Annotated in this window: 27 protein-coding genes; 12 read left to right on the forward strand and 15 right to left on the reverse strand. The window is 62.3% G+C overall.

From position 1 onward, the window contains the following. Positions 1 to 29 precede the first annotated feature (29 nt). The 3 genes from OHS18_RS41930 to OHS18_RS41940 are packed head-to-tail and all read right to left on the reverse strand — an operon-like array spanning position 30 to position 1061. Positions 30 to 266, reverse strand: coding sequence for a hypothetical protein (locus OHS18_RS41930; protein WP_328614536.1), 237 nt, complete (start codon positions 264 to 266; stop codon positions 30 to 32). Then, positions 263 to 760 carry a hypothetical protein gene (locus OHS18_RS41935; RefSeq protein WP_328614537.1) on the reverse strand — a complete coding sequence of 166 codons (498 nt, stop codon included), beginning with the start codon at positions 758 to 760 and terminating at the stop codon, positions 263 to 265. The genes OHS18_RS41930 and OHS18_RS41935 overlap by 4 nt, the downstream gene beginning before the upstream one ends. A gap of 1 nt (position 761) precedes the next feature. Continuing rightward, positions 762 to 1061 (reverse strand): hypothetical protein, encoded by a 300-nt coding sequence (locus OHS18_RS41940; protein ID WP_328614538.1) that lies wholly within the window; start codon positions 1059 to 1061, stop codon positions 762 to 764. Between the two features lie 113 nt (positions 1062 to 1174). On the opposite strand from OHS18_RS41940, the gene OHS18_RS41945 reads away from it, so the two are divergent. Next, positions 1175 to 1522 (forward strand): GntR family transcriptional regulator, encoded by a 348-nt coding sequence (locus OHS18_RS41945; protein ID WP_328614539.1) that lies wholly within the window; start codon positions 1175 to 1177, stop codon positions 1520 to 1522. On the opposite strand, the gene OHS18_RS41950 is transcribed toward OHS18_RS41945, so the two are convergent. Further along, on the reverse strand, positions 1519 to 1797 hold the full coding sequence (locus tag OHS18_RS41950) for a hypothetical protein (protein WP_328614540.1): 279 nt from the start codon (positions 1795 to 1797) through the stop codon (positions 1519 to 1521). The genes OHS18_RS41945 and OHS18_RS41950 overlap by 4 nt on opposite strands. A gap of 65 nt (positions 1798 to 1862) precedes the next feature. Between OHS18_RS41950 and OHS18_RS41955 the strand changes: the two genes are divergently transcribed. After that, the gene (locus OHS18_RS41955; RefSeq protein WP_328614541.1) at positions 1863 to 3278 is read left to right on the forward strand and encodes an XRE family transcriptional regulator; all 1416 of its coding nucleotides are present in this window, start codon (positions 1863 to 1865) and stop codon (positions 3276 to 3278) included. On the opposite strand, the gene OHS18_RS41960 is transcribed toward OHS18_RS41955, so the two are convergent. Further along, positions 3238 to 4128, reverse strand: a complete 891-nt coding sequence (locus OHS18_RS41960; RefSeq protein WP_328614542.1) for an aminoglycoside phosphotransferase family protein — start codon at positions 4126 to 4128, stop codon at positions 3238 to 3240. The two genes, OHS18_RS41955 and OHS18_RS41960, sit on opposite strands and share 41 nt — an antisense overlap. A gap of 56 nt (positions 4129 to 4184) precedes the next feature. Further along, positions 4185 to 4811, reverse strand: coding sequence for an N-acetyltransferase (locus OHS18_RS41965; protein ID WP_328614543.1), 627 nt, complete (start codon positions 4809 to 4811; stop codon positions 4185 to 4187). 49 nt (positions 4812 to 4860) lie between these two features. On the opposite strand from OHS18_RS41965, the gene OHS18_RS41970 reads away from it, so the two are divergent. The 6 genes from OHS18_RS41970 to OHS18_RS41995 all read left to right on the forward strand — a co-directional run bounded on the left by OHS18_RS41970 (position 4861) and on the right by OHS18_RS41995 (position 8592). Further along, positions 4861 to 5790, forward strand: a complete 930-nt coding sequence (locus OHS18_RS41970; RefSeq protein WP_328614544.1) for a hypothetical protein — start codon at positions 4861 to 4863, stop codon at positions 5788 to 5790. A 103-nt stretch (positions 5791 to 5893) separates the two neighbouring features. Then, positions 5894 to 6871, forward strand: a complete 978-nt coding sequence (locus OHS18_RS41975) for a pentapeptide repeat-containing protein (RefSeq protein WP_328614545.1) — start codon at positions 5894 to 5896, stop codon at positions 6869 to 6871. A gap of 234 nt (positions 6872 to 7105) precedes the next feature. Next, positions 7106 to 7228, forward strand: a complete 123-nt coding sequence (locus OHS18_RS41980; RefSeq protein ID WP_328614546.1) for a hypothetical protein — start codon at positions 7106 to 7108, stop codon at positions 7226 to 7228. A 125-nt stretch (positions 7229 to 7353) separates the two neighbouring features. Further along, positions 7354 to 7719: a hypothetical protein gene (locus OHS18_RS41985; protein WP_328614547.1), complete on the forward strand. Its 366-nt coding sequence runs from the start codon at positions 7354 to 7356 to the stop codon at positions 7717 to 7719. 74 nt (positions 7720 to 7793) lie between these two features. After that, on the forward strand, positions 7794 to 8267 hold the full coding sequence (locus OHS18_RS41990) for a hypothetical protein (protein WP_328614548.1): 474 nt from the start codon (positions 7794 to 7796) through the stop codon (positions 8265 to 8267). A 109-nt stretch (positions 8268 to 8376) separates the two neighbouring features. Continuing rightward, entirely contained in the window at positions 8377 to 8592 is a 216-nt protein-coding gene (locus OHS18_RS41995; protein ID WP_328614549.1) for a hypothetical protein, read from the forward strand. Positions 8593 to 8648: 56 nt separating this feature from the next. On the opposite strand, the gene tmk is transcribed toward OHS18_RS41995, so the two are convergent. The 7 genes from tmk to OHS18_RS42030 all read right to left on the reverse strand — a co-directional run bounded on the left by tmk (position 8649) and on the right by OHS18_RS42030 (position 13605). After that, positions 8649 to 9296 (reverse strand): dTMP kinase, encoded by a 648-nt coding sequence (gene tmk / locus OHS18_RS42000; protein ID WP_328614550.1) that lies wholly within the window; start codon positions 9294 to 9296, stop codon positions 8649 to 8651. Between the two features lie 2 nt (positions 9297 to 9298). Next, positions 9299 to 10159 carry an aldo/keto reductase gene (locus tag OHS18_RS42005; protein WP_328614551.1) on the reverse strand — a complete coding sequence of 287 codons (861 nt, stop codon included), beginning with the start codon at positions 10157 to 10159 and terminating at the stop codon, positions 9299 to 9301. Beyond that, positions 10137 to 10715, reverse strand: a complete 579-nt coding sequence (locus OHS18_RS42010; RefSeq protein ID WP_328614552.1) for a 3'-5' exonuclease — start codon at positions 10713 to 10715, stop codon at positions 10137 to 10139. Before OHS18_RS42010 ends, OHS18_RS42005 begins: the two co-directional genes overlap by 23 nt. After that, complete coding sequence (locus tag OHS18_RS42015; protein ID WP_328618672.1) at positions 10712 to 11863, reverse strand: radical SAM protein; 1152 nt, start codon at positions 11861 to 11863, stop codon at positions 10712 to 10714. Before OHS18_RS42015 ends, OHS18_RS42010 begins: the two co-directional genes overlap by 4 nt. Positions 11864 to 11976: 113 nt before the next feature. After that, positions 11977 to 12819, reverse strand: coding sequence for a helix-turn-helix domain-containing protein (locus tag OHS18_RS42020; RefSeq protein ID WP_328614553.1), 843 nt, complete (start codon positions 12817 to 12819; stop codon positions 11977 to 11979). 34 nt (positions 12820 to 12853) lie between these two features. After that, complete coding sequence (locus OHS18_RS42025) at positions 12854 to 13372, reverse strand: DUF6879 family protein (protein ID WP_328618673.1); 519 nt, start codon at positions 13370 to 13372, stop codon at positions 12854 to 12856. After that, positions 13369 to 13605, reverse strand: a complete 237-nt coding sequence (locus tag OHS18_RS42030; RefSeq protein WP_328614554.1) for a hypothetical protein — start codon at positions 13603 to 13605, stop codon at positions 13369 to 13371. The genes OHS18_RS42025 and OHS18_RS42030 overlap by 4 nt, the downstream gene beginning before the upstream one ends. 408 nt (positions 13606 to 14013) lie before the next feature. Between OHS18_RS42030 and OHS18_RS42035 the strand changes: the two genes are divergently transcribed. From OHS18_RS42035 to OHS18_RS42045, 3 genes are all read left to right on the forward strand, one after another. Next, entirely contained in the window at positions 14014 to 14223 is a 210-nt protein-coding gene (locus OHS18_RS42035) for a hypothetical protein (protein ID WP_328614555.1), read from the forward strand. Between the two features lie 380 nt (positions 14224 to 14603). Further along, on the forward strand, positions 14604 to 16517 hold the full coding sequence (locus OHS18_RS42040) for a hypothetical protein (protein ID WP_328614556.1): 1914 nt from the start codon (positions 14604 to 14606) through the stop codon (positions 16515 to 16517). Next, positions 16517 to 17182, forward strand: coding sequence for a hypothetical protein (locus tag OHS18_RS42045; protein WP_328614557.1), 666 nt, complete (start codon positions 16517 to 16519; stop codon positions 17180 to 17182). Before OHS18_RS42040 ends, OHS18_RS42045 begins: the two co-directional genes overlap by 1 nt. A gap of 5 nt (positions 17183 to 17187) precedes the next feature. On the opposite strand, the gene OHS18_RS42050 is transcribed toward OHS18_RS42045, so the two are convergent. Further along, positions 17188 to 18003, reverse strand: coding sequence for a hypothetical protein (locus OHS18_RS42050; protein WP_328614558.1), 816 nt, complete (start codon positions 18001 to 18003; stop codon positions 17188 to 17190). 165 nt (positions 18004 to 18168) lie between these two features. On the opposite strand from OHS18_RS42050, the gene OHS18_RS42055 reads away from it, so the two are divergent. Further along, the gene (locus OHS18_RS42055; protein ID WP_328614559.1) at positions 18169 to 18426 is read left to right on the forward strand and encodes a hypothetical protein; all 258 of its coding nucleotides are present in this window, start codon (positions 18169 to 18171) and stop codon (positions 18424 to 18426) included. 365 nt (positions 18427 to 18791) lie between these two features. Here OHS18_RS42055 and OHS18_RS42060 read toward each other — a convergent pair whose 3' ends face one another. Then, a complete protein-coding gene (locus OHS18_RS42060) occupies positions 18792 to 19121 on the reverse strand; it encodes a hypothetical protein (protein ID WP_328614560.1) in 330 nt (109 codons plus the stop codon). Positions 19122 to 19154 lie beyond the last annotated feature (33 nt).

Here is a 19154-nt window from a genome sequence, read left to right on the forward strand (position 1 = left end):
GAAGTGGCGCGGAATTCGCGCGGGCCGGGTCAGGCGGCCGAGGTGGTGGTGCTGTTTTCGATCTCGTCGTGGGTGGCGTTGCGGGCGGCCAGGATGGCCCGGTCCATCCGCATCGCCTGCAGCCCGTGCGGGCCGTTGAACAGCTGTTTCAGGCTGCAGTGGGTCTGGTCCAGCCACTCCCACCGGTCCCACGGGGTCGCGGTCGCGGGCGGCATCGTGGCCAGCAGCCCGGACAGCGGGGCCGGGACGAACAGGCGGTCGGTCATGACGTCCTCCCGCAGCGCAGGGCGATCCAGGTGGTGACCAGCGACGCGGCCACGCCGATGGCGCGGTGCGCGGCCTGGTCCAGCTCGGTCAGCGCGGTCCCCGGCCCGGCGACGTCGATGACGCCGTCGCGGCGCTGCACCGTCGCGTGCTCGATGTAGCCCTGTTTCCCGGCCAGTCGGGCCATGGCCTTGAGCGGCTCGCGGCGGTCGATGACGTAGTGCGTCACCGCGTTGATCGCCGCGCCCGCCAGCACCGCCCGCAGCGGCGTCCGGAACCCCAGCACTCGCGTCACGGCGGTGGCGGCGGCGACCTGACCGGCGGTGTAGCTGGCCACGTGGCGGGCGCAGTGCTTTGCGCCTTCCCGGCCCGGCTTGCCCTTACCGGCCGCGTCCTCGTTGGACTGCAGCCACTGGTCACACACCGGGTGAATGTCGGCGAAGGTGGCCTGCAGCGCCGCGAACAGCGCGAGCCCCCGAACGGTCGAGTTCGTCATCTCAGGCCACCTCCCCCAGCGTCGCGACGTCGGCGGCCGGGCCGCGAAGCTCGATGACCGGCGCCAGCGCGGCGGGGGCGAACTCGGCCTGCTCGTAGGTGTCGTAGACGAACTCCGGCAGCTCGTGCGCCGGGACGTCCAGCTCGGCCAGCAGGTCCGCGACCCCGGCCAGCTCGTCCTCGACCCCCAGGGCTTCGGTCTCGTCCAGCTCGACCAGGTCGATCGCCAGCGCGTCGAATTCCAGGTCGTCTGCGGCGCCTTCGAGCTGGCGGCGGGTGGTGTTCGGTCGTGCGTTGCTCATCGGGTTGATCCTTTCGTTGCGAACGAGTCCAGACTAGTTCGGACTAGTTCAGTGATGGAATCGGCCGATCAGGTGAACTAGTTCGGAGAGGTTCAGTTCGGTAGGGTTGCGGGATGGAGAGTCAGCCAGAACGTGCAGGTCAAGCTGCATTCGAGCGGATCGCTGCGCAGATTCGCGAGGACATCAAGTCCGGGCAGCTGAGCCCAGGTAGTCAACTGCCGAATCAGCGTGAGGTCGCCTCACGATTCGACGTCGCTGTTGCCACGGCTCAGCGGGCCCTTGGGTATCTGCAGGAAGAAGGCTGGATTGTCGCCCGCGCCGGAGTCGGTCGCGTTGTTGCCGCAACGCCCGGTCGTGAGCCCTTGAGCTTGGAGCAGCTGTCGGAACAGGTTCGAGGCCTGCAGGCGGAAGTTGCTTCCCTGCGGCAGTCCGTTGACCAGTTGCAGGCCGGCCAGGCTTAGCCGTGGCCGAGGTCTCGGAAGAACTCGACGACGCTGTCAATCACGCCGCCGCTCTGATCCGTGGCGGAGTTGACTATCCCCGCCGCATCGTGCGGATGGTTGATCACCAGAGCGAGGATGGCCAGCGCGATCACTGCACCGACGATCTTCTTCAGGAGGCCGCCGCCAGCCTTCATGTTCGGGAGCATGTTCTTAGCCACTTGATCCTCCTGCGTTCTGGGCCTGTGTCGGCCGTTGATGTTGTTGACTTCATGAAACAGGCCGCTGAGCTGCACGAACAGGGCACACTAGGGGGCACACTCGTACACTGGGGCACAGTCGAACCGGGGGAGGTGGGGCAGTGAGTAACGATCAGCTGCGGAGGCTGCTGCTCCAGGCCGGCTACCTGCGTGACGACGGCTCAGTTGGCCTCAAGGTGTTCGCACGCGCCGTCGGGCAGCAGGCTGGGAGGACGTTCACGCACACATACGTGCGGCGCTGGCTTGACGGGATGGTTCCGCGCGACGCCAAAACGAGAGACGCCATAGTCTCCGCGCTCTCGCAGCGACTTGGTCGACAGGTCGGGGTAGGCGAAGTCGGTTTCGGCAAGGCGCAGAAGGTGCAAGCCGACCTTGGTCTGGACTACCCCGATACCTTGGCGGATAGCGTCAAAGCAGTCGCGCACCTGTGGCAGGCAGACGTAGACAGTATGGCGGCTGTCATTGACGCGCCGGCCAACTCGGCCGCCTGGAACGAAGCCGCCCTCTCATGGCTGGTGACGACACGCGACGACGTGCTGAGTGACACAGGCAAGCGGAAGGTTGGCGAGGCTGACATTCGAGGAATCCGCCGAACGACCGCCATGTTCGACGCGCTCGACGGCGAGCACGGCGGTGGTCATGCACGGCGAGCCCTGATCGAGTTTCTGCGCACAGACCTCGTCGGCGTTCTCGCGGGCGGCACGACGAATGAGCAGACCAAGCGAGAGTTATTCAAGGCGGCAACGCAGGCCACTTTGTTAGGTGCGTGGATGTCGTACGACGCCGGATTGCACGGCTTGGCTCAGCGCTACTTCATTCAGTCTTTGCGAATCTCGGAGAGCGCCGGCGATCGACTTCTTGGTGCCAGCATTTTGGATGCCATGAGTCATCAGGCAACTTTTTTGGGGCGATATAAAGAAGCCGCCAACCTGGCCAGATCTGCGCAGATGGGCACAACTCTCGCGGGCTCGCCCAGTGCCACTGCTCATTTTGCCGCAATGGAAGCTCGCGCCCTTTCGCGAATGGGAGACGTCGCCGGGTGCGACAGGGCGATGGCAGCCGCGGTGCGCGAATTCGAGCGTCGCGATCCTGACAATGATCCCGCAGATTGGTTTTCGTACTTCAATGAGGCGGAGCTGGCCGCAGAACTCGGCCATTGCAACCGCGACCTCGGTCGCGCGAACGACGGCGTCGCCTACGCCTCGCAGTCCCTTGGTCCGACGTCTAGTGGTTACGTCCGAAGCGACTTCTTCGCAACGATGGTTCTAGCCGATTCTCATCTCGACGGCGGCGACGTCGCCCAAGCGTGCGACGTTGCACTCAGGGCCATTAACATCGGAGAGAGCCTGAAATCTGCTCGATGTGGCGCGTACGTCGAGGAGTTCCGTACGCGCCTCACCAAGGTTGGCAAAAGTGTCGAATCCAGAGATTTTGTCGAGCGCGTGTCAACGGCAAAGCTCTGGACATCTCAGGACGCTAAAATGGTGCCCAATTACGCCGATCTCCGCCTGTCCTGATCGCCTCAACCCGCTTTTCTACTTCAGTGGCAGCCTTCGTTGATTCTTTCGCAGCAAGCCATAGAGTCATCGAAATCTCTCGATAGCTGGCTAACGTCTCGTAACCTTGCCATTTCATGATGTCAAAGCCGTAGATGTCGACAAATGTCCTATATTCCTCGGTCGTGTGCCAGCCGAAGCGCTCGTAGAACAGGGCTGTTTGCACCAGGTCCCACTCTCGGTGACCTATCCCAAAGCTGTCCAGGTCGATCAGGCATGGGCTGCCATCGCGTGCCAGAATCACGTTACCCACGTTAGCGTCGCCGTGAATCACGCCTGCTGGTAATTCAAATTCTAAGTCTGCATAGGTGTCTTTTAGTTCGTCAATGCGATTTCGCAGGAAATTGGCATCGTGGAATTCAAGGTTTTCCAGTGCGCCCATGTGGGACTCCAGTTCCCCGAAGGGATCCTTTGTCGGAAGCGATAGACCCTCGGGCGTTGGCAAGTCGTGAAGAGAGCGAATCAGTTCAGCCACTTGTCCAATGCTCGCATACTGCTCCTCTTCTGAGACGGACTCCCAGAAGGTTGCGGGATACCCCGATGCATCAACAGGCTGAGAAACGTCAAGAGCGCGATTGGCCGGGTAGTCGACGTCGGCCAACCATCGCGCAACTCCGACCTGGCGATTGGCGTCGCCAAATCCGCTCTGCTCGCGCGAAATCCGCAATATGATGCGGCCGTCAAGTCGAAATACGGCATTGGATCCAAGCCTGATCAGGTTGGCATTCGTACTATCTATGCCAACCTTCTGGCAGGCCACAATGGCGACCTCGGGTGCTGACTCCTCCGTCAAACTCTTCGCTTGACTCACTCGTCGCCCTCCTTGGTGTTCAGGGTCGGTTGCAACACTAGTCGGCCGTAACGGCCCTAAAACCAGTCGCCGTTGGCTTCGCGCATGTGGCTGCAGTAGTGCGGTTCTCCGAGGTGCAACTGCTCGATGGGGGCCTGGGTGGCCCAGAACGCTCGCGCCTGCGGGCTGGGATCGAGCTCGACCGTGGACCAGTGATAGCCGGGGCCGCGTGCCATGGCGGCGTCCAGCATCACCGTGCCGAACCCGCGCCGGAGGTACGCGACGTCCACTCGTATCCGACGGACAACGCCGCGGTGGTCGACACCGCACAGCTGCAGGTCGACGTCGGCGATCGCGGCATCTCGGACCCGGAGCTCCAGTCGCCCGATCCCGGCGCGAGCCTCCGGCCGGCGAGCCACCAGCAGGACCGGCCAGACACGGGCCCGCTCGGCAGCCTGCTCGGCCGGCGTGGGCTGCCCGTGCTCGATCACCAGCCATCGCGCACGGGGTAGGTGCAGCTCCCGGCAGAGGTTGCACGTCCAGGTCGAGGTGCGCAGGTCATGGTGGTAGCCACCGTTCACTCCGGCCTGTTCGAGGTCGTGGCCGTTGAGGCACCGAGCATGACGGCGAGCTGAACGGACCGGCAGATCCTCCTGCTCGGGGATGTTCGCGGCCCCCCTCAATGACCCTGGAATATCGCTCACGTGTTCGAGCGTAGTGGCATAACTGCTGTTCACGCGGCACTCTGGGCTGATGGGTGGAGGAACGATCTTCGACAGGTTGGCCGCCTCCGGCCAGCGAACGGCGGCACGGCAGACGGCCCGAGCAGAGCGCCGGGCCGCGATCGAGCGGGCGGTGCGGGTGCCCGCGCTGGTCGGTGCGGCTGTGCTCGCGCTGGTGGCGTGGTGGCTGTCCGGGTGGCAGATGTGGCCGTGGACGGGCGCTGTCGTGGCGCTGGCGGTGCTGGCGCTGCTCGGGGTCCGGCAGCGCCTTGGCGTGGCGTCTACGGCCACGGTGGCGCTGCTGGTGACCGACGTGTGGCTGCTGGCCTACGTCGACCCGTGGTGGTGGGCGCTGCTGGTGGGCCTGGCGGTGACCGGCGCGGGCGTGGTCGCCGCGGTGCGGCTGCGGTTCCGGGTGCGGCGTCGCGAGACGATCAGCGCGCTCGCCGCCGGCGGGGCGTTGCTGGTCGCCAGCGTCATTGGGCTCGTCGTGGACGCCGCGCAGCAGGCCGAGGACGCGCAGCGCGTGCTGGATCAGGGGCATGAGGAGGCGGTGGCGCGGATCCTGCCTCGCACGCCGGCCAGCATGGTGGCCTTCCTGGTTGAGCGCATCGCGTGGCCGGACCGGCCCTATGCGGTCACTAACGTGTGCTGGATGTTCACGCCGGAGGCGCAGCGCCAGCTCGCTGACGCTCACCACGTCCCGGACTGCCAGGCCGCGATCCGGGCCTTGGCCGGCCAGGTCACCGACCCGGCGGACTACGTCAACAACTTGTGGCTCCCCGGCCAGGCCAGCCAGCCCGGGCCCGGCGGGACGCTCCTGGTCGACGCCTGTCACCTCGACTTCTCCAGGCTTACCGACGACACACCGAACGCCTCACCCGGACCGCAGATCGGGCACCTGACCCTCACGCAGCAGCTTGGCGAAGGCCACCGGATCACGGCCTACCGTCCGTGCTGAACGTGCAAGACTCTGGCGCAAGCGGAGTGCCATGTTGTAACGGTCGGATCACTGACGCCGACCCAATGCGGGAGACTCTTCGCAAGGTACCCACAAGGGGGCAATGTTCAAAATGGAGCACGACTCCGTCGAAGAAAACGGCGTCCCTGCGGAAGTCATTCCTGGTGCACGTAAGGGGCGCTGGCACCTTGTCTTCGAATGGAAGGGTTGGTCGGCAGTCACGTCGGTGGTGACAGCCTTCGCGGCAATTTTTGCCGTCGTGGTTACCTTGCGATCCTTGCAGGTGACACAGGAAGGGCAACTTGCGGATCGTTTCAGTAAGTCGGTCGAGCAAATTGGTTCGGAAAAGCTAGACGTAAGACTTGGTGGAATATATGCCCTCGAAGTAATTGCACGTGATTCAACAGATAACTATGCAACTGTAATGGAAGTCCTCTCGGCGTTCGTGAGGGAACATGCCCCGGCGAGTTCGTGCCCGCCAAGAATGGGCACGGGAGAAGAGCGGAAGGCTCTGGCGACCGATATTCAAGCCGTGATAACTGTCCTTGGGCGGCGCGACGTGCGACAGGATGTGGAATCCTTGGACTTGCAGCGCTCCTGTCTTCAGGGAATTCGAATTAAGGGAGCGAATTATAACAATGCGAACTTTTCGAATTCCGACATGCGCGCCGCATCAATACGAGACTCAAGCTTTCGCGGTGCCGACTTGGAGGACGTTTATCTGAGTACGTCGTCGGTCGAGCGTACGGACTTCTCTGAGGCTAATCTTGCTTACGCCAAGGCGCCGTGGTCAAAATTTACTCAGCTGAAGTTCACGCACGCGAAGATGGTTGGCGTGAAATTTGCGGGTGCTTTTAGCCTGCGGGGAGACGACTTGAGTGGCGCAGATCTTACGGTTGCGGATCTTTCGGCCGTCGACTTGGAAGGTGCCGATCTCACCGGCGCCACTCTGAATGGCGTTGTTCCCGGCGGAGGCATGAACACGGCTATCGGTGTGACTCAATGGCCACCACCTGCGGCGGACTGTATCGACCGTGAGAACGGGTTCGTTCCTCCGCATCTCAGGCCGCGTGAGTGTTAGCTTTGACGGTTTGAGAGCTGCGCTACCTGCGTCGGCGGTCGCTGTAGTGCAGCTCTACGTTCGAGCGGCCAAGAGAATCCTGCGCAACCAGGCAGGTTGAGGAGTCATCTCGCGGGGACTGTCAGTGCTGTGGGCCGACAACTCCCGAGACTGTGGGCGCCGACGACATGTCGAGCAGGCCGACCTACGCGAGGTCCTTGAGCACGCCGATCGACGGGATGGTGTGATCGAGGCATGACCGACCAGACCTCCGCCACACCAACCTGCGCGAAGTGCGGCGACGCACCGGCTGGCCTCGGCGGCATTCTTTGCCCCGACTGCCTGGCCGCGATCGCTGCTCGACGGCTCGATGCTTAGTGGATGGGCGGGTGAAGTGCTGGTCAGCCAGCTCAGGATGCGTCCTCGGTGACATCAGTTGGCGACATCAATGTCTGTGAACGACCCTGAACTGACCTGGTCGGACGTGGCGCGGTTAGACTCTGATGAACACTCAATCCGCAGGTCAGGCGCAAGAACCACATGATTTACACCCGAGCGGTCGCAGGTTCGAACCCTGCTGCGCCCACCAAACCACGCTTATTCCAACCCCATCCGGTGAATTCCTCACCAGGTGGGGTTGCTTCGTTTTCGCCATCCAGACCGCCCCTGACGTCCTCGAACATCGTCCGGAAGCATTCCCCCGCGCCACGCCGGTCGGCGGCGTCTCCGTCCGTCTCGGCGGCCTGGTCGCGGATGCCCACGGCGTCCGCACCGCGCGGGCTGTCGAGCAGTGCGGCAAATGGCTCAGTGAGGACGCGACCACCACCGACCCGTCTTCCCCGATGTACAACTTCTCGAAGAACCCCTGATTTATCTGCCGCCGAATTTTGTCCGGGGCACTGGCGTAGGCCGCCGGACACTGCTCAGCCGCTGCAAGTGCCTCGTGCAGCGTTTGCTCAATGTCTGCGGTTGTGGACTGGGCACTCCGGATCTCGCGGTCGGCTTCGGCGAGCTGGCGAGTGAGCCGCTGCATCTCAGTCGCGAGCAGATCCTCGGGCACGGCGCCGGCGTAGTGGGCGCGCAAGAGCTTCTGTCGCTCGTCTTGGGCTTGCTCCTGCTGACGGTGGGCTCGCTTGAGGTGGTCGCTCGCTTCGCGTTCCTGCTGGGCCAGCTCGCCGCGGATCGCCTGCTGAATGTGGGCACGGAGCGCTGGGCTCAAGCGGAACCGCAGGTAGAAGGCCTCAATGGCTTCCTCGATGCGCTCGACCCGGACGGTTGGCCGGGTGCCCCACTGACGCATGGTGTTCGCGACGAACATGCGGGCCACGGACACGGCGGTGGGGAGCGCCACCAAGTCGAGCGCGGCTTGAAAGCGAGGCTGGTCTCGCATCTGAGGAACATCGGCTTGCACGGGTAGCTCGCAGTGCACCTGTATGGAGGCGTTCACCGGGTATCCACAGCAGGCTGGAGCGCCTAACCAGTGCGGGAGCTCGCGGTTGGCCGGGTTCCGGTAGACCGGGCAGTTCATGGACAACCTCTTGAAGGTCAGAGCCTTCTTTCGTCCAGACACACCCGCCACCACAGGCATCATCGAGGACGCGGGCGGCACTTACGTTGGTGCGGTCGAAAACGAACAGGGCGTCGGTGTACTGCTGGCGGCTGTAACTCCCCGCGATACCGACCGGTTCGTCATCCTCGTGCAGCGCGCGGAATATCCAGCCGGCTTGCCGTGCCGTCACTAGAGCTTGGAGTTCGGGGTATCGGCGAACGGCCTCCATGTCGGTGATCGACTCGTTCATTAGGCCAGCACCTCGCCTGGTGCGAGGAGGGGCGTAAGCCGGTCGCAAATGACGGCAGCGGCCTGCTCTGGTGGGCGACGGCTGCAGTCCACCCGCAGGACCTCAAAGCCCGCATCGATCAAGGTCTCGGTCGCCTGCCGGTAGTACGTGACCTCGGCGTGGCTGCTGTCGGGTGCCAGTTGGAAGCGGTTGTGCGGGCCGCACTCACCTAGTCGTTCAGCAATGACATGGGGGTCACCTTCCAGGATGACCGTCAGGTCTGGCCGTTCGACCTCCTCGTTGAGCTGCCACAGGAACACGGGGTCAACGCCGTCGAAGCGCTGCACGACCAGGCCCGACGCGAGGTAGCGGTCGGAGAGAACGATGTCGCCGTCCCGGAGGTGAGGCCGGATCTCGGACTCGACGTGGTGGTAGCGGTCAGCGGCGTACAGGCAGGCCAAAGCATGACCGGTGACCGTCGGCGTCAGTTCGGAGGCCAGCTGCCCAATCGCGCTGGAGGAGGGCTCCGCGGTGACATGCACCTGCTCACCGCGGGCCAGCAGCATCTGAGCCAAGTGGCGCACGATCGTGGTCTTGCCCGCCCCGCCGGGGCCGTCGACGCTGACGAACAGGCCGTGCCTGCGATCAGAAGAGGGACGGAGGTTCATCATCACTCCTTCCCGACTGCTGACCGCGCGATTCTGGTGGCGGCCAGTTCGATAGCGGCCATGGCTTCGCGGGTGAGGTCGATCTGATGAGCTGCCAGGTTCTCGTGGAGACGTGCACTGCAACTGGTTCCGGGGATCGGCATCATCGCCGGGGACCGGTGCAACAACCACGCCAGCGCGAGCTGGGCAGGCGTCGCGCCGTACTGGGTAGCCAGCTCGTGAAGCACACCATGAGGCTCTGCGAGCCGACCTGATGCCAGCGGGGCGTACGGCACAAAAGTGACACCGGCGAGTTCGCAGTAGCGAAGGACCTCTTCGAACGCCCGGTTCGACACGTTGTATTTGTTCTGCACGGCCGCGACGTCGATCAGTTCGCTGACCTTGCGGACCTGACTGAGGTCGACCTTGGACAGCCCGATGTGGTGGATCTTCCCCTCAGCCTGCATGTCGGAGAGCACAGCGAGCTGATCCTCCATGACTACGGCGGGGTCGATGCGGTGGAGGTAGTACAGGTCGATCCGTTCGACCTGGAGCCGCCGGAGACTCATCTCGACGCACTGGCGCAGGTACTCCGGCCGCCCACACGGTGCCCACCGGTCGGGACCTTGGCGAGTGAGACCGCCCTTGGTGGCGATGACCAAGCCGTCGCGGTAAGGATGCAACGCCTTGCGGATGTACTTCTCTGCGGTGAACGGGCCGTAGGCGTCGGCGGTGTCGATGTGTGTCACGCCCGCGTCGACCGCATCGCGGAGTACCTGCATGGCTTGTTCCGGGTTGTCCGGCGCGGCCCAATGGCCGGGGCCGGTGAGCTGCATGGAGCCAAAGCCGATGCGGTTCGAGCTAGAAGAGCGCTGGCTCGTCATCACGATCACCTCCTGACGGCTGATCCCTAAGTTCTTCGAGCGTCCGCCGGCCTGCGAGATGAACGAACAGGCGGGCTGTCACTATGGCGTCGTAGGTCGCCCGATGCGGTCGGTCTTCACCATCAAGGTCGTGATCGAGCCCGAGCTCCTCGACCAGCGCGCCGAGCTTGTAGGTTTTCCGGCCAGGCAGCAGGCGTCGGGCGAGCTTGAGCGTGTCGAACACCTCGGGGCACTCCCAGTCACCGAGCTTGCGCTGGAGCACCCCGACATCGACGTGGGCGTTGTGCGCGATCAGGGCGGAGGCGTCGAGCGCCTTGCGCACGTCGGCTTCGATGTAGCCGAACACCGGTGCGTCCTCGACCTGTTCGTTGCTGATGCCGTGAATGCGGCGGGCGAAGTGCGAGATTGGCTGGTCCGGCTTCACCAGCCAGCTCGATGTCTCACCGACCACGCCGGCCACGATCGGCACCGCCGCCAGCTCCACGAGATCGGGCGGCTGCTGGCCGTTGCCTTCGACATCGACGACGACGTAGTTGAGGCTCTTCCAGTCCGTCATGAGCTGGCGGTTTCCTTCCATCCGATGTCCGCGCGACCGTGCCGGTTCGCGTGGTGCGGGTGACGTGCGTCGTGGACCTGGAAGCCGAGCGCGTGCTGCAGGTAGTAGCGCGGTTGCTCCACGGCCAAGCCCGTCACGACGGCGGCCCGCTCGGTGATGTCTACGACCTGGAGGCGGTCGGCTTCGGGCAACACGCGGGCGACTTGGTGTACGTCTTCGCGCGTCGGCACGCGGTGGGCGCCCGCACACACCTCCAGCTGGCTTAAGGGGCAGATGTCGCACAGTTCCCGGATGCCGTAGTGGCCGTTGTAGTCCGGCAGTCCGTGGGCGTAGCTGACCGCGCACGACGTCTTGCGAAACAAGGCCGACGAGTTGGAGAACGCCTCGAGGACGCGCCGCTCCAGCGTCTCGGGCACGATCTTGCGCCGAGCCGTGTCCCCGTACGGCTCGGGGATGCCGTTGGCCTTGTAGTACGCGGCGATCTGATCGCGGTAGAACAGGCCCGTGAACACCGTGGCGTCGGCGTGCTGGCTCAGCTCGTGCGCGGCGGTCAGGTGCTCGTCGGTGTCGTTGAGCCCCGGCACCAGCGGCCGCCAGTACAGCACCGTGCGGTACCTGCGCAGCTGCGGGGCGCTCATCAGCTTCAGCGAGTCGGCCGCGACCTGCGACGGGTACGGCTCGATCTTCGGGTCGTCGATGCCCGAGTACGTAAACAGCAGCGTCACCTTCACGTGCCGCAGCTGGTTCAGCCGCTCAATGTCGTAGGGCTGCATCTGATGCCGGCTGATGACCAGAACGTGGTTGGTCAGCTCCCGCGTGTCCAGCTCCTCGAGCACGGCGAAGGTATGTGGCCGCACCTTCGGCAAGAACGGCTCGGTCGCTCGGTTGAACAGCTGGATCGGCGTGATGTGCGGCTGGAAGTAGTGGTGGTTGACCAGCTCTTCGACGGCCGCCGCGTCCGTCATCAGGGCTCTCGGCTGGTTCTCATCCCACAGGCCGTAGGTGTGGCGGATGCAGTAGGCGCACCCGAGCGGGCAGCCCTGGATGTGGTTGAGGCTCAGGCCGCTCTTGCGATACTCGACCACCTCCCGGGCGCGCTCGGGCAAGCGGGCAATCTGGTCGGCGTCGAGCAATGGCACCGGCGTCATCACGAGTTCTTCTCCCAGGTCAGCGAATGGCGTTCCTGGACAGTAAGCAGGCCGTTACGCGTCGGGCCAGCAAGTTGCTCGGAATTGCTCGCAATGGCGAAACCGGGGTGAGTTCAGGGCAATTCGGCGGAAGGATCGGCCACCTGTGCCGACAGGTCGTCGATCGCGCGGGTGATGATGGCTCGGGCCGAACGGCCGTAGCTGGCGACAGCCGACAGTTCGCCGAACACATTGCCGTACAGCTCGATCTCCTGCGGCTGGGCCAGGTTGAGCGCCGCCGAGTAGGTCTCGACCAGCACTTTCTGGTCGTCGTACAGCCAGAAGCCGTGCCAGGGGGAGGCCGTGTATTGCGTCTCGAACCCGATGATCCCGAGCTTCACGTTGGGCAGCGCCGACAGCGACACTAAGCGGTCGAGCTGGCCGAGCATGACTGCCGCGGAACACATCCCGAACCGTAACGCCGCCTCCGTCAGGATGAAGTGGAAGCGCTTGTCGGGCCGGTAGAAGATGTCTTGGCGCTTCATGCGCCCTTCAACCGCCTCGTTGATGTCGTTAGGCAGTTTGAAGATGCGGATGCTTTCCGCGAACCGCGCCCGGGCGTACTCCGACGTCTGCAGCAAGCCGGGGATAACCGTTGGCTCGAACACGCGAAACAGCCGCGTCTTCTGGTCGAGCTCGGCCAGGGAGTTCTGCCGGGGCCGGATGCCGCCGCGCAAGATGCGTTGCCACTCGGCGTGCTGCACCTCAAGCGTCCGCAGGGACGCCAGCAGCGCCGGCGCCTCATCTGAGCTGTCAGTCGCCCGCGTCCAGTTCTCGATGTCGGCGACGCTCGGGGTCTGCTTGCCATTCTCGATCTTGGAGACCTTCGAGGCTTGCCAGCCAAGCGACTCCGCGAGCTGCTTGCCGGTCAGCCCGGCTTGTTCGCGCAACTCGCGGAGTCGTGCGCCGAGTGCCATCCGTGCTTCGTGGACAATCGAAGCACCTGTGGCCTTATTCCGTGGCAAAGTCTTCCCGTCGTACCGCGTGATGCCGGGCGACATCCCGCCAGTAGTTGTGTCGAACGATCTCGGCCGGGTCTTCGATCACCTCACCGCCGAGGAACGTCATGTGCTCATCGAAGTGCATCCGTACCAGCTTGCGCGAGTCGAACAGCCAGTAGTCGTGCTGCGGCAGATCGCCGGCCTGGTCGCGAGGAAGGTAGCGGATGTCCTCGCCCGCGCTGCCCGTGAACTGCGAGCACCACACTCCGAAGCGGCTGTAGTCAGTCAGCGGCGTCGTCACCACCCGCACCCGCGCGAAGGTGCGTCCGGTCGCGGTTGCCTCGCCGAGCATGGTCAGCCAGCTCTGCATCCACGGCAGGTCGTCCGGCTCGCCCGCCAGGTACTTGCGCAGGGACTCGTTCTCGTACGTGGCGTCGTACTGGTCGAACGTCTCCAGTCGGAAGGCCGTGTGCTCGAACGTGTGGAAGAGCTGCCGGAACTCCGGCCCCGGCTTGATGAGCTCGGTCAGCGTTCTTCCCCCTCCTGGACGTAACGGCGGGCGTAGAACTTCAGCACGTCCTCGGGGATCTCGATCAGGGTCTCGTGGTCAGGTACCGGGCCGACGTCGGCGAGCACCTGGGGATCGGTCACCTTCCAGCCCTGGGCGATGTACGTCACCCGGTCGGTCCGGTCGGTGGCGAACAGCGTCGGTGAGTTGTCGACCTGCGAGTCGGGGTCCTTACCAAGAAACCGAGCACGCATGATTCCTCCTTGCGAGCAATTTGCCGGATGTTGCGGCGGTCGTCGTCCATGGTGACGGAGGGTGTTGCGTTCGTCAACGGAGACGATACGGAAGACGGTGATCCGGCCGTTGACGTGGGAAAACGTCGAGAGGGGTCGGGACACAAGATCCACTGTCGTGCCGGTCAAGTAGCTCCGGTGCCTGAGGTCTAGACGGTCGGGCGGTGAGCTTGGGATGCCTTCGCCGCCAGCGCTGGCGATGAGCCGGAGTGGATTCGCTACTACGACCAGTCGAGGTTAGCGCGGGACAACGGCCGGGCGCTTCTCGGTCTGGCGCTCAACGGCGGCGCGCCCGGCGACGCCGAACGACGGCTGCGTAGCTCCATCCAGGCATTCCCCGCCGGCCACCGTCGGGGCAAGGCGCTCGCCATGGCGAACTTGGCGACCTTGACCATGGCCCACGATGACCCGCTACATGACGCTGAGCTGGGACGTGACGCCCCGGCCGCGGCTGGTGCGGTGCGTTCTGAGCGGGTGTTCGATGCCTTCCGCCAGCTGCAGACCGCTGCCACGCCATATCGGCAGCTGGCCGCGGTGCGGGAGCTCAACCAGGACATCCGGCGGTTGGTGCTGAGCTGAATCGTGCAAGTTTGGCCACAACAGGCGACCGGCTGCACGCTCAATATCCCGACGGCGCTTTCTCGAAGGGTAGACCGCTCAGTGTCGCCAGCGGGAAGAAATTGATCTTTCACCTTGAAAAACCACTGGTCGGAGCAGCTCTTCCCCAGCTATCTCCTGCGTGAGGCCAAAAAGTTACCGACAGTCCTGTAACCGTCACTATTCGGCGGACGACATTGACTCCGCGTGTGGAACTGCGGGTGACTCCGAGTGTTCGACGCGACAAGATCGTAAAAGTTAACACGTTTGTCGAGCGTCAGGCGCGGTTACGATGCCAAACTTGAGGCTCCTGGGCCGCTCGACAGGAGCGCTATCCTGGCGAGCGCGGGGAGGCAGGGTGCATGCAGAAGAAGCGTATGCGAGACGACATGTTACGAGGGAGGCTGCGGATGATCGTAGCCTCGCTCGCTCTGGTCGCAGCACTCTACGTCAGTCTTATTGATGTCTGGTTGATACGAGGCTGGTGGCACCTGACAGGCATCGTATTCCTGATCTTCTTCGCGTGGTGGCTGCGAAGCCTTCGGCATGCGCCAAGCCTTGAGGATCGCGAGCTGGGTAAGCCTCAACGTCGTCAACCTCGACTGCGAGACATAGAGGCGGCGGCTCAATACGTACAAGCAAAATATGGGACCGAAGCAATAGCTTATTTTCAGAATGTCCTAAGCAACCTGGCAAGCTACTTGGTACGTGTCGATCAGGAAGTACATGTCGATGGACGTGAACTTCGCACTAGTATAACCTTAAGCTTTCGATATGACAGGCCCAATGAAAAAACGCTCGACGAGGACGAGAAAACCAAAGTTGAAGAAGTCTCAATAGCAACCGAAGTCGCACCAAAGATCGAAATACCACCTGAACTTCCATATGAGTGTACCTTGCTTCCGCTGGTGACTGCCCGCAAAGGGCTCATGTTCGATAGGTTTGGAGCCTACTCTCAGTCCGGAGCTCCACTCTCCCTTCTTTCCCAGTACGAGGTGCGCGGCCTTCTTGCGACGACGGTGCAAGCTCTATTCAAACGTCATTTGGTTGCACACGTCGAAGACCTGGAGTTGGACAAAGATCGCAGTCAAGTAATTAAAGATGTGATGGATGATGTCATCGTTAATGCGGTTTGCTTCGTCGGTAACACGCCGACGGATCAGTCGGCCGCTTCGGAAGCGCTTGACCTCAGAAAGGATGTCCTCAAAGACATCGAAGATCGCCTTCGGGCATGGCCGACGCTGTTTAGCAAGGCGACTTTAGAGCAGATAACTCAAGTGTGTAAAGCGTTGGCCTATAACTACGTTATCGCCGCCGAAGTTCCCAGGCCGAAAACCAGGAACTTCTTGGTTAAATACGAGCACGAAGTTACTTCAGACTTGATGAATCATAGTTCTGAGGAACATCTGCGTGCGCGACTGGGACTTGAGCCAGTGACGATCGATGTTCCTGTGTCGCGGGCTTTGCAGGCGGACTCATTTCACCTCCAGGTAAAGGCCCCGGCTGGGCAGTACGTTTTCGATCATCATCTGGAAAAACTTGGTTCGAAAGAAGCAATGTCGCAAGGAGACTTTAGAGACGTATTGCCGACCCCGCCTTACGTTCGCCTTTATCACAAAGAAGGCAGATCCATCGCGCACCTTTACGTGCGTCGACAGGGTGAGCATCCTAGTTCCCTGGTGTCCGCGGCAGACCGGGTCAATCGTGGCGCCGATAGGTCTTCAGGCAAGGCGCCATTGCTCACCAGCTTCAAATCGGTAATTCGATTTCGAGAGATTCCGCCGGGTTCGCTTTCTGCGGTAGCACTTCTTTCAGGCTTGACAACCGTCCTTGTAGGATTTTTCACAATCTCACGCGCTGGCTTAAGTGGCGTGGGATTTCAAGCCGCACCTGCACTGATCCTAGCCCTACCGGCATTTTTGGCGTCGGGCATGGGCCGCGGTGTGGATGGCAAAGGTATCGCACGATCGTCGCTGACGGTATCTATTGCGTTGGCTGTGGTCTGCTTTAACTCGCTTATTTCGGTACTCATGTACATTCTTGGGTCGGTGCAGAAGCTCCATGGCGAGGTGGATGTTACGCTCCCGTTTCCGCTTCACGGTGTTGTCCTGCACACTGATGCGTGGTGGCTGCTTCTTCTAGCCTGGTCTTTAGCAACAACTGTTTGCGCTTACCGCGAAAAACGTGCGCAGACCAGCTATTATTTAGGCATGATAGCGAAGGTTGCTGTTGACAACGAGAAGCGAAGCTTTCAGAATGAGGAGGATATCAAATAATGACAGCAGCGGAAATGACTGAACATCATCCTACGGGAAATAGTGAGCGAAGAGGGCTTGGGGGTGGTGAGGCTGCCAAAGATAAGCAGGCCAAAGAGCGGCTAAAATGGGCTGATGGTCGTGCCGTATTCAGGATGCCTGAGACGACTGACGAGCAGCTTGATCAGCTTCGTTTTGTGCGCACTCGCGAAGATCGCCGAGCCTTCAACATTGCGCTCCGGGGTATTCTTGGACAGCTGGCTGACCCCGCGCAACGTGAGCAGAGACTGCGCGAGGCGCGAACGTTCGACGAGAGAAATGCGTCGCGGGTGCTAATTAGGGCTATTGACTTCGTTAAAGCTAAGCGGATGGACCGTGATGAGCTGCAACGGGAATTTGTGTCCACGATGAATTTTTATGTCTTTTCGCCTATTGACGAAGACTTCTCAGATTTCGACCGAGTCGACCTCGCTGTTGAATCTGATGCAGGTGAACCTTTGAAGATTGAAGCTTTTTCTCGATCCGACTGGCTCTTGGAAAGTAGGCCTACTGAAGAGGCTGAGGCGTTCGAGATTGCTGGCGTGCATCTCCTAGAGGTACAGAAAGAGTTAGGCTGCGTAGTAACTCTTGATCCCGGATTCCGGCATGAGATTACATTGCCGGCGACTGCAGAAGAGGCAGCTTAGCTGATTCAGGTCGATAGTTCGCGGCGACTCCAACCGCTACCAGCGCTCCACCGCAAGTACGTCCTACTGAACGTCGACACGAGCCACAGGTGGGAGGCGCTACCCACTAACGGCTCCTCAGTCGGCATCTCTTCCTCGTCGCCAACGATCCAAGTGAAGTCATACGAGGGGGCGGAGTAGTCCACGAGTAGGTAGAGGTGCTGTTCAGTGATACCGGACGCGGCCAGCTTGTCGAGCTTCTTGCGGATCTGCGAGCCAGCGGTACCCGCCTGCTCGGACAGCCAACGCGGCACAATCTCTGGATTGCCCACCGCGCCACTGCGTCCCTCCGACGTGACGTTGACCGTTCCGGAGTGGCGCCCCTTGTATCGCGGATCGTCCGTCACATCCTCGTGACCAAAGATGTTCAGCTGGTGTTTCTCGAACCACTGCAGCGCCGGCGACGAGGCGACTACGTGACGCGGCAGGTACACGTCGGGGTGGATAGCGCCGTACTGCTCGTGCAGCGCAAACGCCTCCCTGAAGTACTGGTTGAACTGCTTGAGTGGTGTCTTCGGGTGGAGGCCGACCGTCCACCACAGCTGTGACCCCTCAAGGTGCCACTTATTGCCGCGCTTCTGCAATAGGCGCCACAGCTCAGTCTCGCGGGGATCGCAGAGGATGGTGACCTCCACGACGGACTGGTCGCCGTTGGGGTAAGTCAGCAGCGCATCGACCTGTCCTGGCGCGCGCTGCTCAAGCCCGCTGTCTACCGATACGCCTAGCTCGGTGATGAGCAGCGCGAAGGCGAACTTCTCTTCGCTCGTTGGCTCCAGCCTCACCGTGGACCCCTGACTTTGTCGTGAGGGGTGATGCTAGCCAAAGTTGCCGAACGTACGAAGGCGTTTGCTCGGCGCCTCACTCTGATTTACGAAGATCAAACAGCGCGCAGTTCGGCTACCCTGGTGGATGGCCAGCTGGCCACATCACACCTGCGAGGGGGCAAGATGACGGAAGGTACGACCGACCACGACCAGGTTGAATGGCTACGCGACAGTGCGGTATCGCCCTGCCCAGAGTGGCGCGACGGCGTACCGCACGGCAATAACGACCTCCTGGGTAACCGGACACATGTCTCGGATGTCCTCTGGTCGTTTCGCCCGATATTCATGGACCCGCAGCTGCGCGCGGAGCGGCCCGAGGGAGTCGAGGGCCTCCTCGAACTCGGGTCCTGGCAACTTGAGATCTACCTTCAGCAGTCATGACTAGACCGGGCGCCGGCCATTCAGCTCACGCCTGACCGTGTCGACTCGCAGGTGGGCAGAGGCTTGACGCTGACCATCGACGAAGCTTACGAAGCTACGTGACGTGCTTGACTAAGCGCTTCGGCTTGCTGGCTCGGGTCGTGATGACGCCTCGTAGCTGAGGTGCACTCTGCGGGTGCACCCTTGGGTGCGCCGCACGCATAGGAACGGCGAGGCCACTCCGTCCGCGGCCGAGCGGCTGTCACCGTGGCTTCGCTGACGCGCTCGAGCCGTACCTATTGGCCGGCGAGTATGAGCAATCACGTACCAAAGGTTTGCGACCAGGCAGCAGCTCAGCGCCTGCGATGGATCGTACCGCAGTATCCTTACTCGGGCCGCCAATTGGACGGCGGCTGTCCCTCCGTGTATTCATTGTGTGCATAGTCGCCCGTGCTGAATATTTTCACGTCTCCGTTCACGGTGGGGTAGTTTCCCTGTCGGCGACGCTGCTTGCGCTCGCCTTCTGTGGCAGGAGGCGAGTCGTGGCTTGTTTTGTGTTCGGTAGGGGGACTGCGCACCGTCCGAATGAACAACACCGCGGACATGGATGCAGTCAACAGGCCAACGAGGAAGCTGCCAACACCTGCGTACTGGGACGCCTTGCCAACATCGACGGTGAACAGCAAGACGCCGAGACCGATCAGGATCACCGACACGACCACTAGGACCACTGCTCTGTTGCGCCTGTG

Source organism: Amycolatopsis sp. NBC_00355 (assembly GCF_036104975.1).
GTDB lineage: Bacteria > Actinomycetota > Actinomycetes > Mycobacteriales > Pseudonocardiaceae > Amycolatopsis.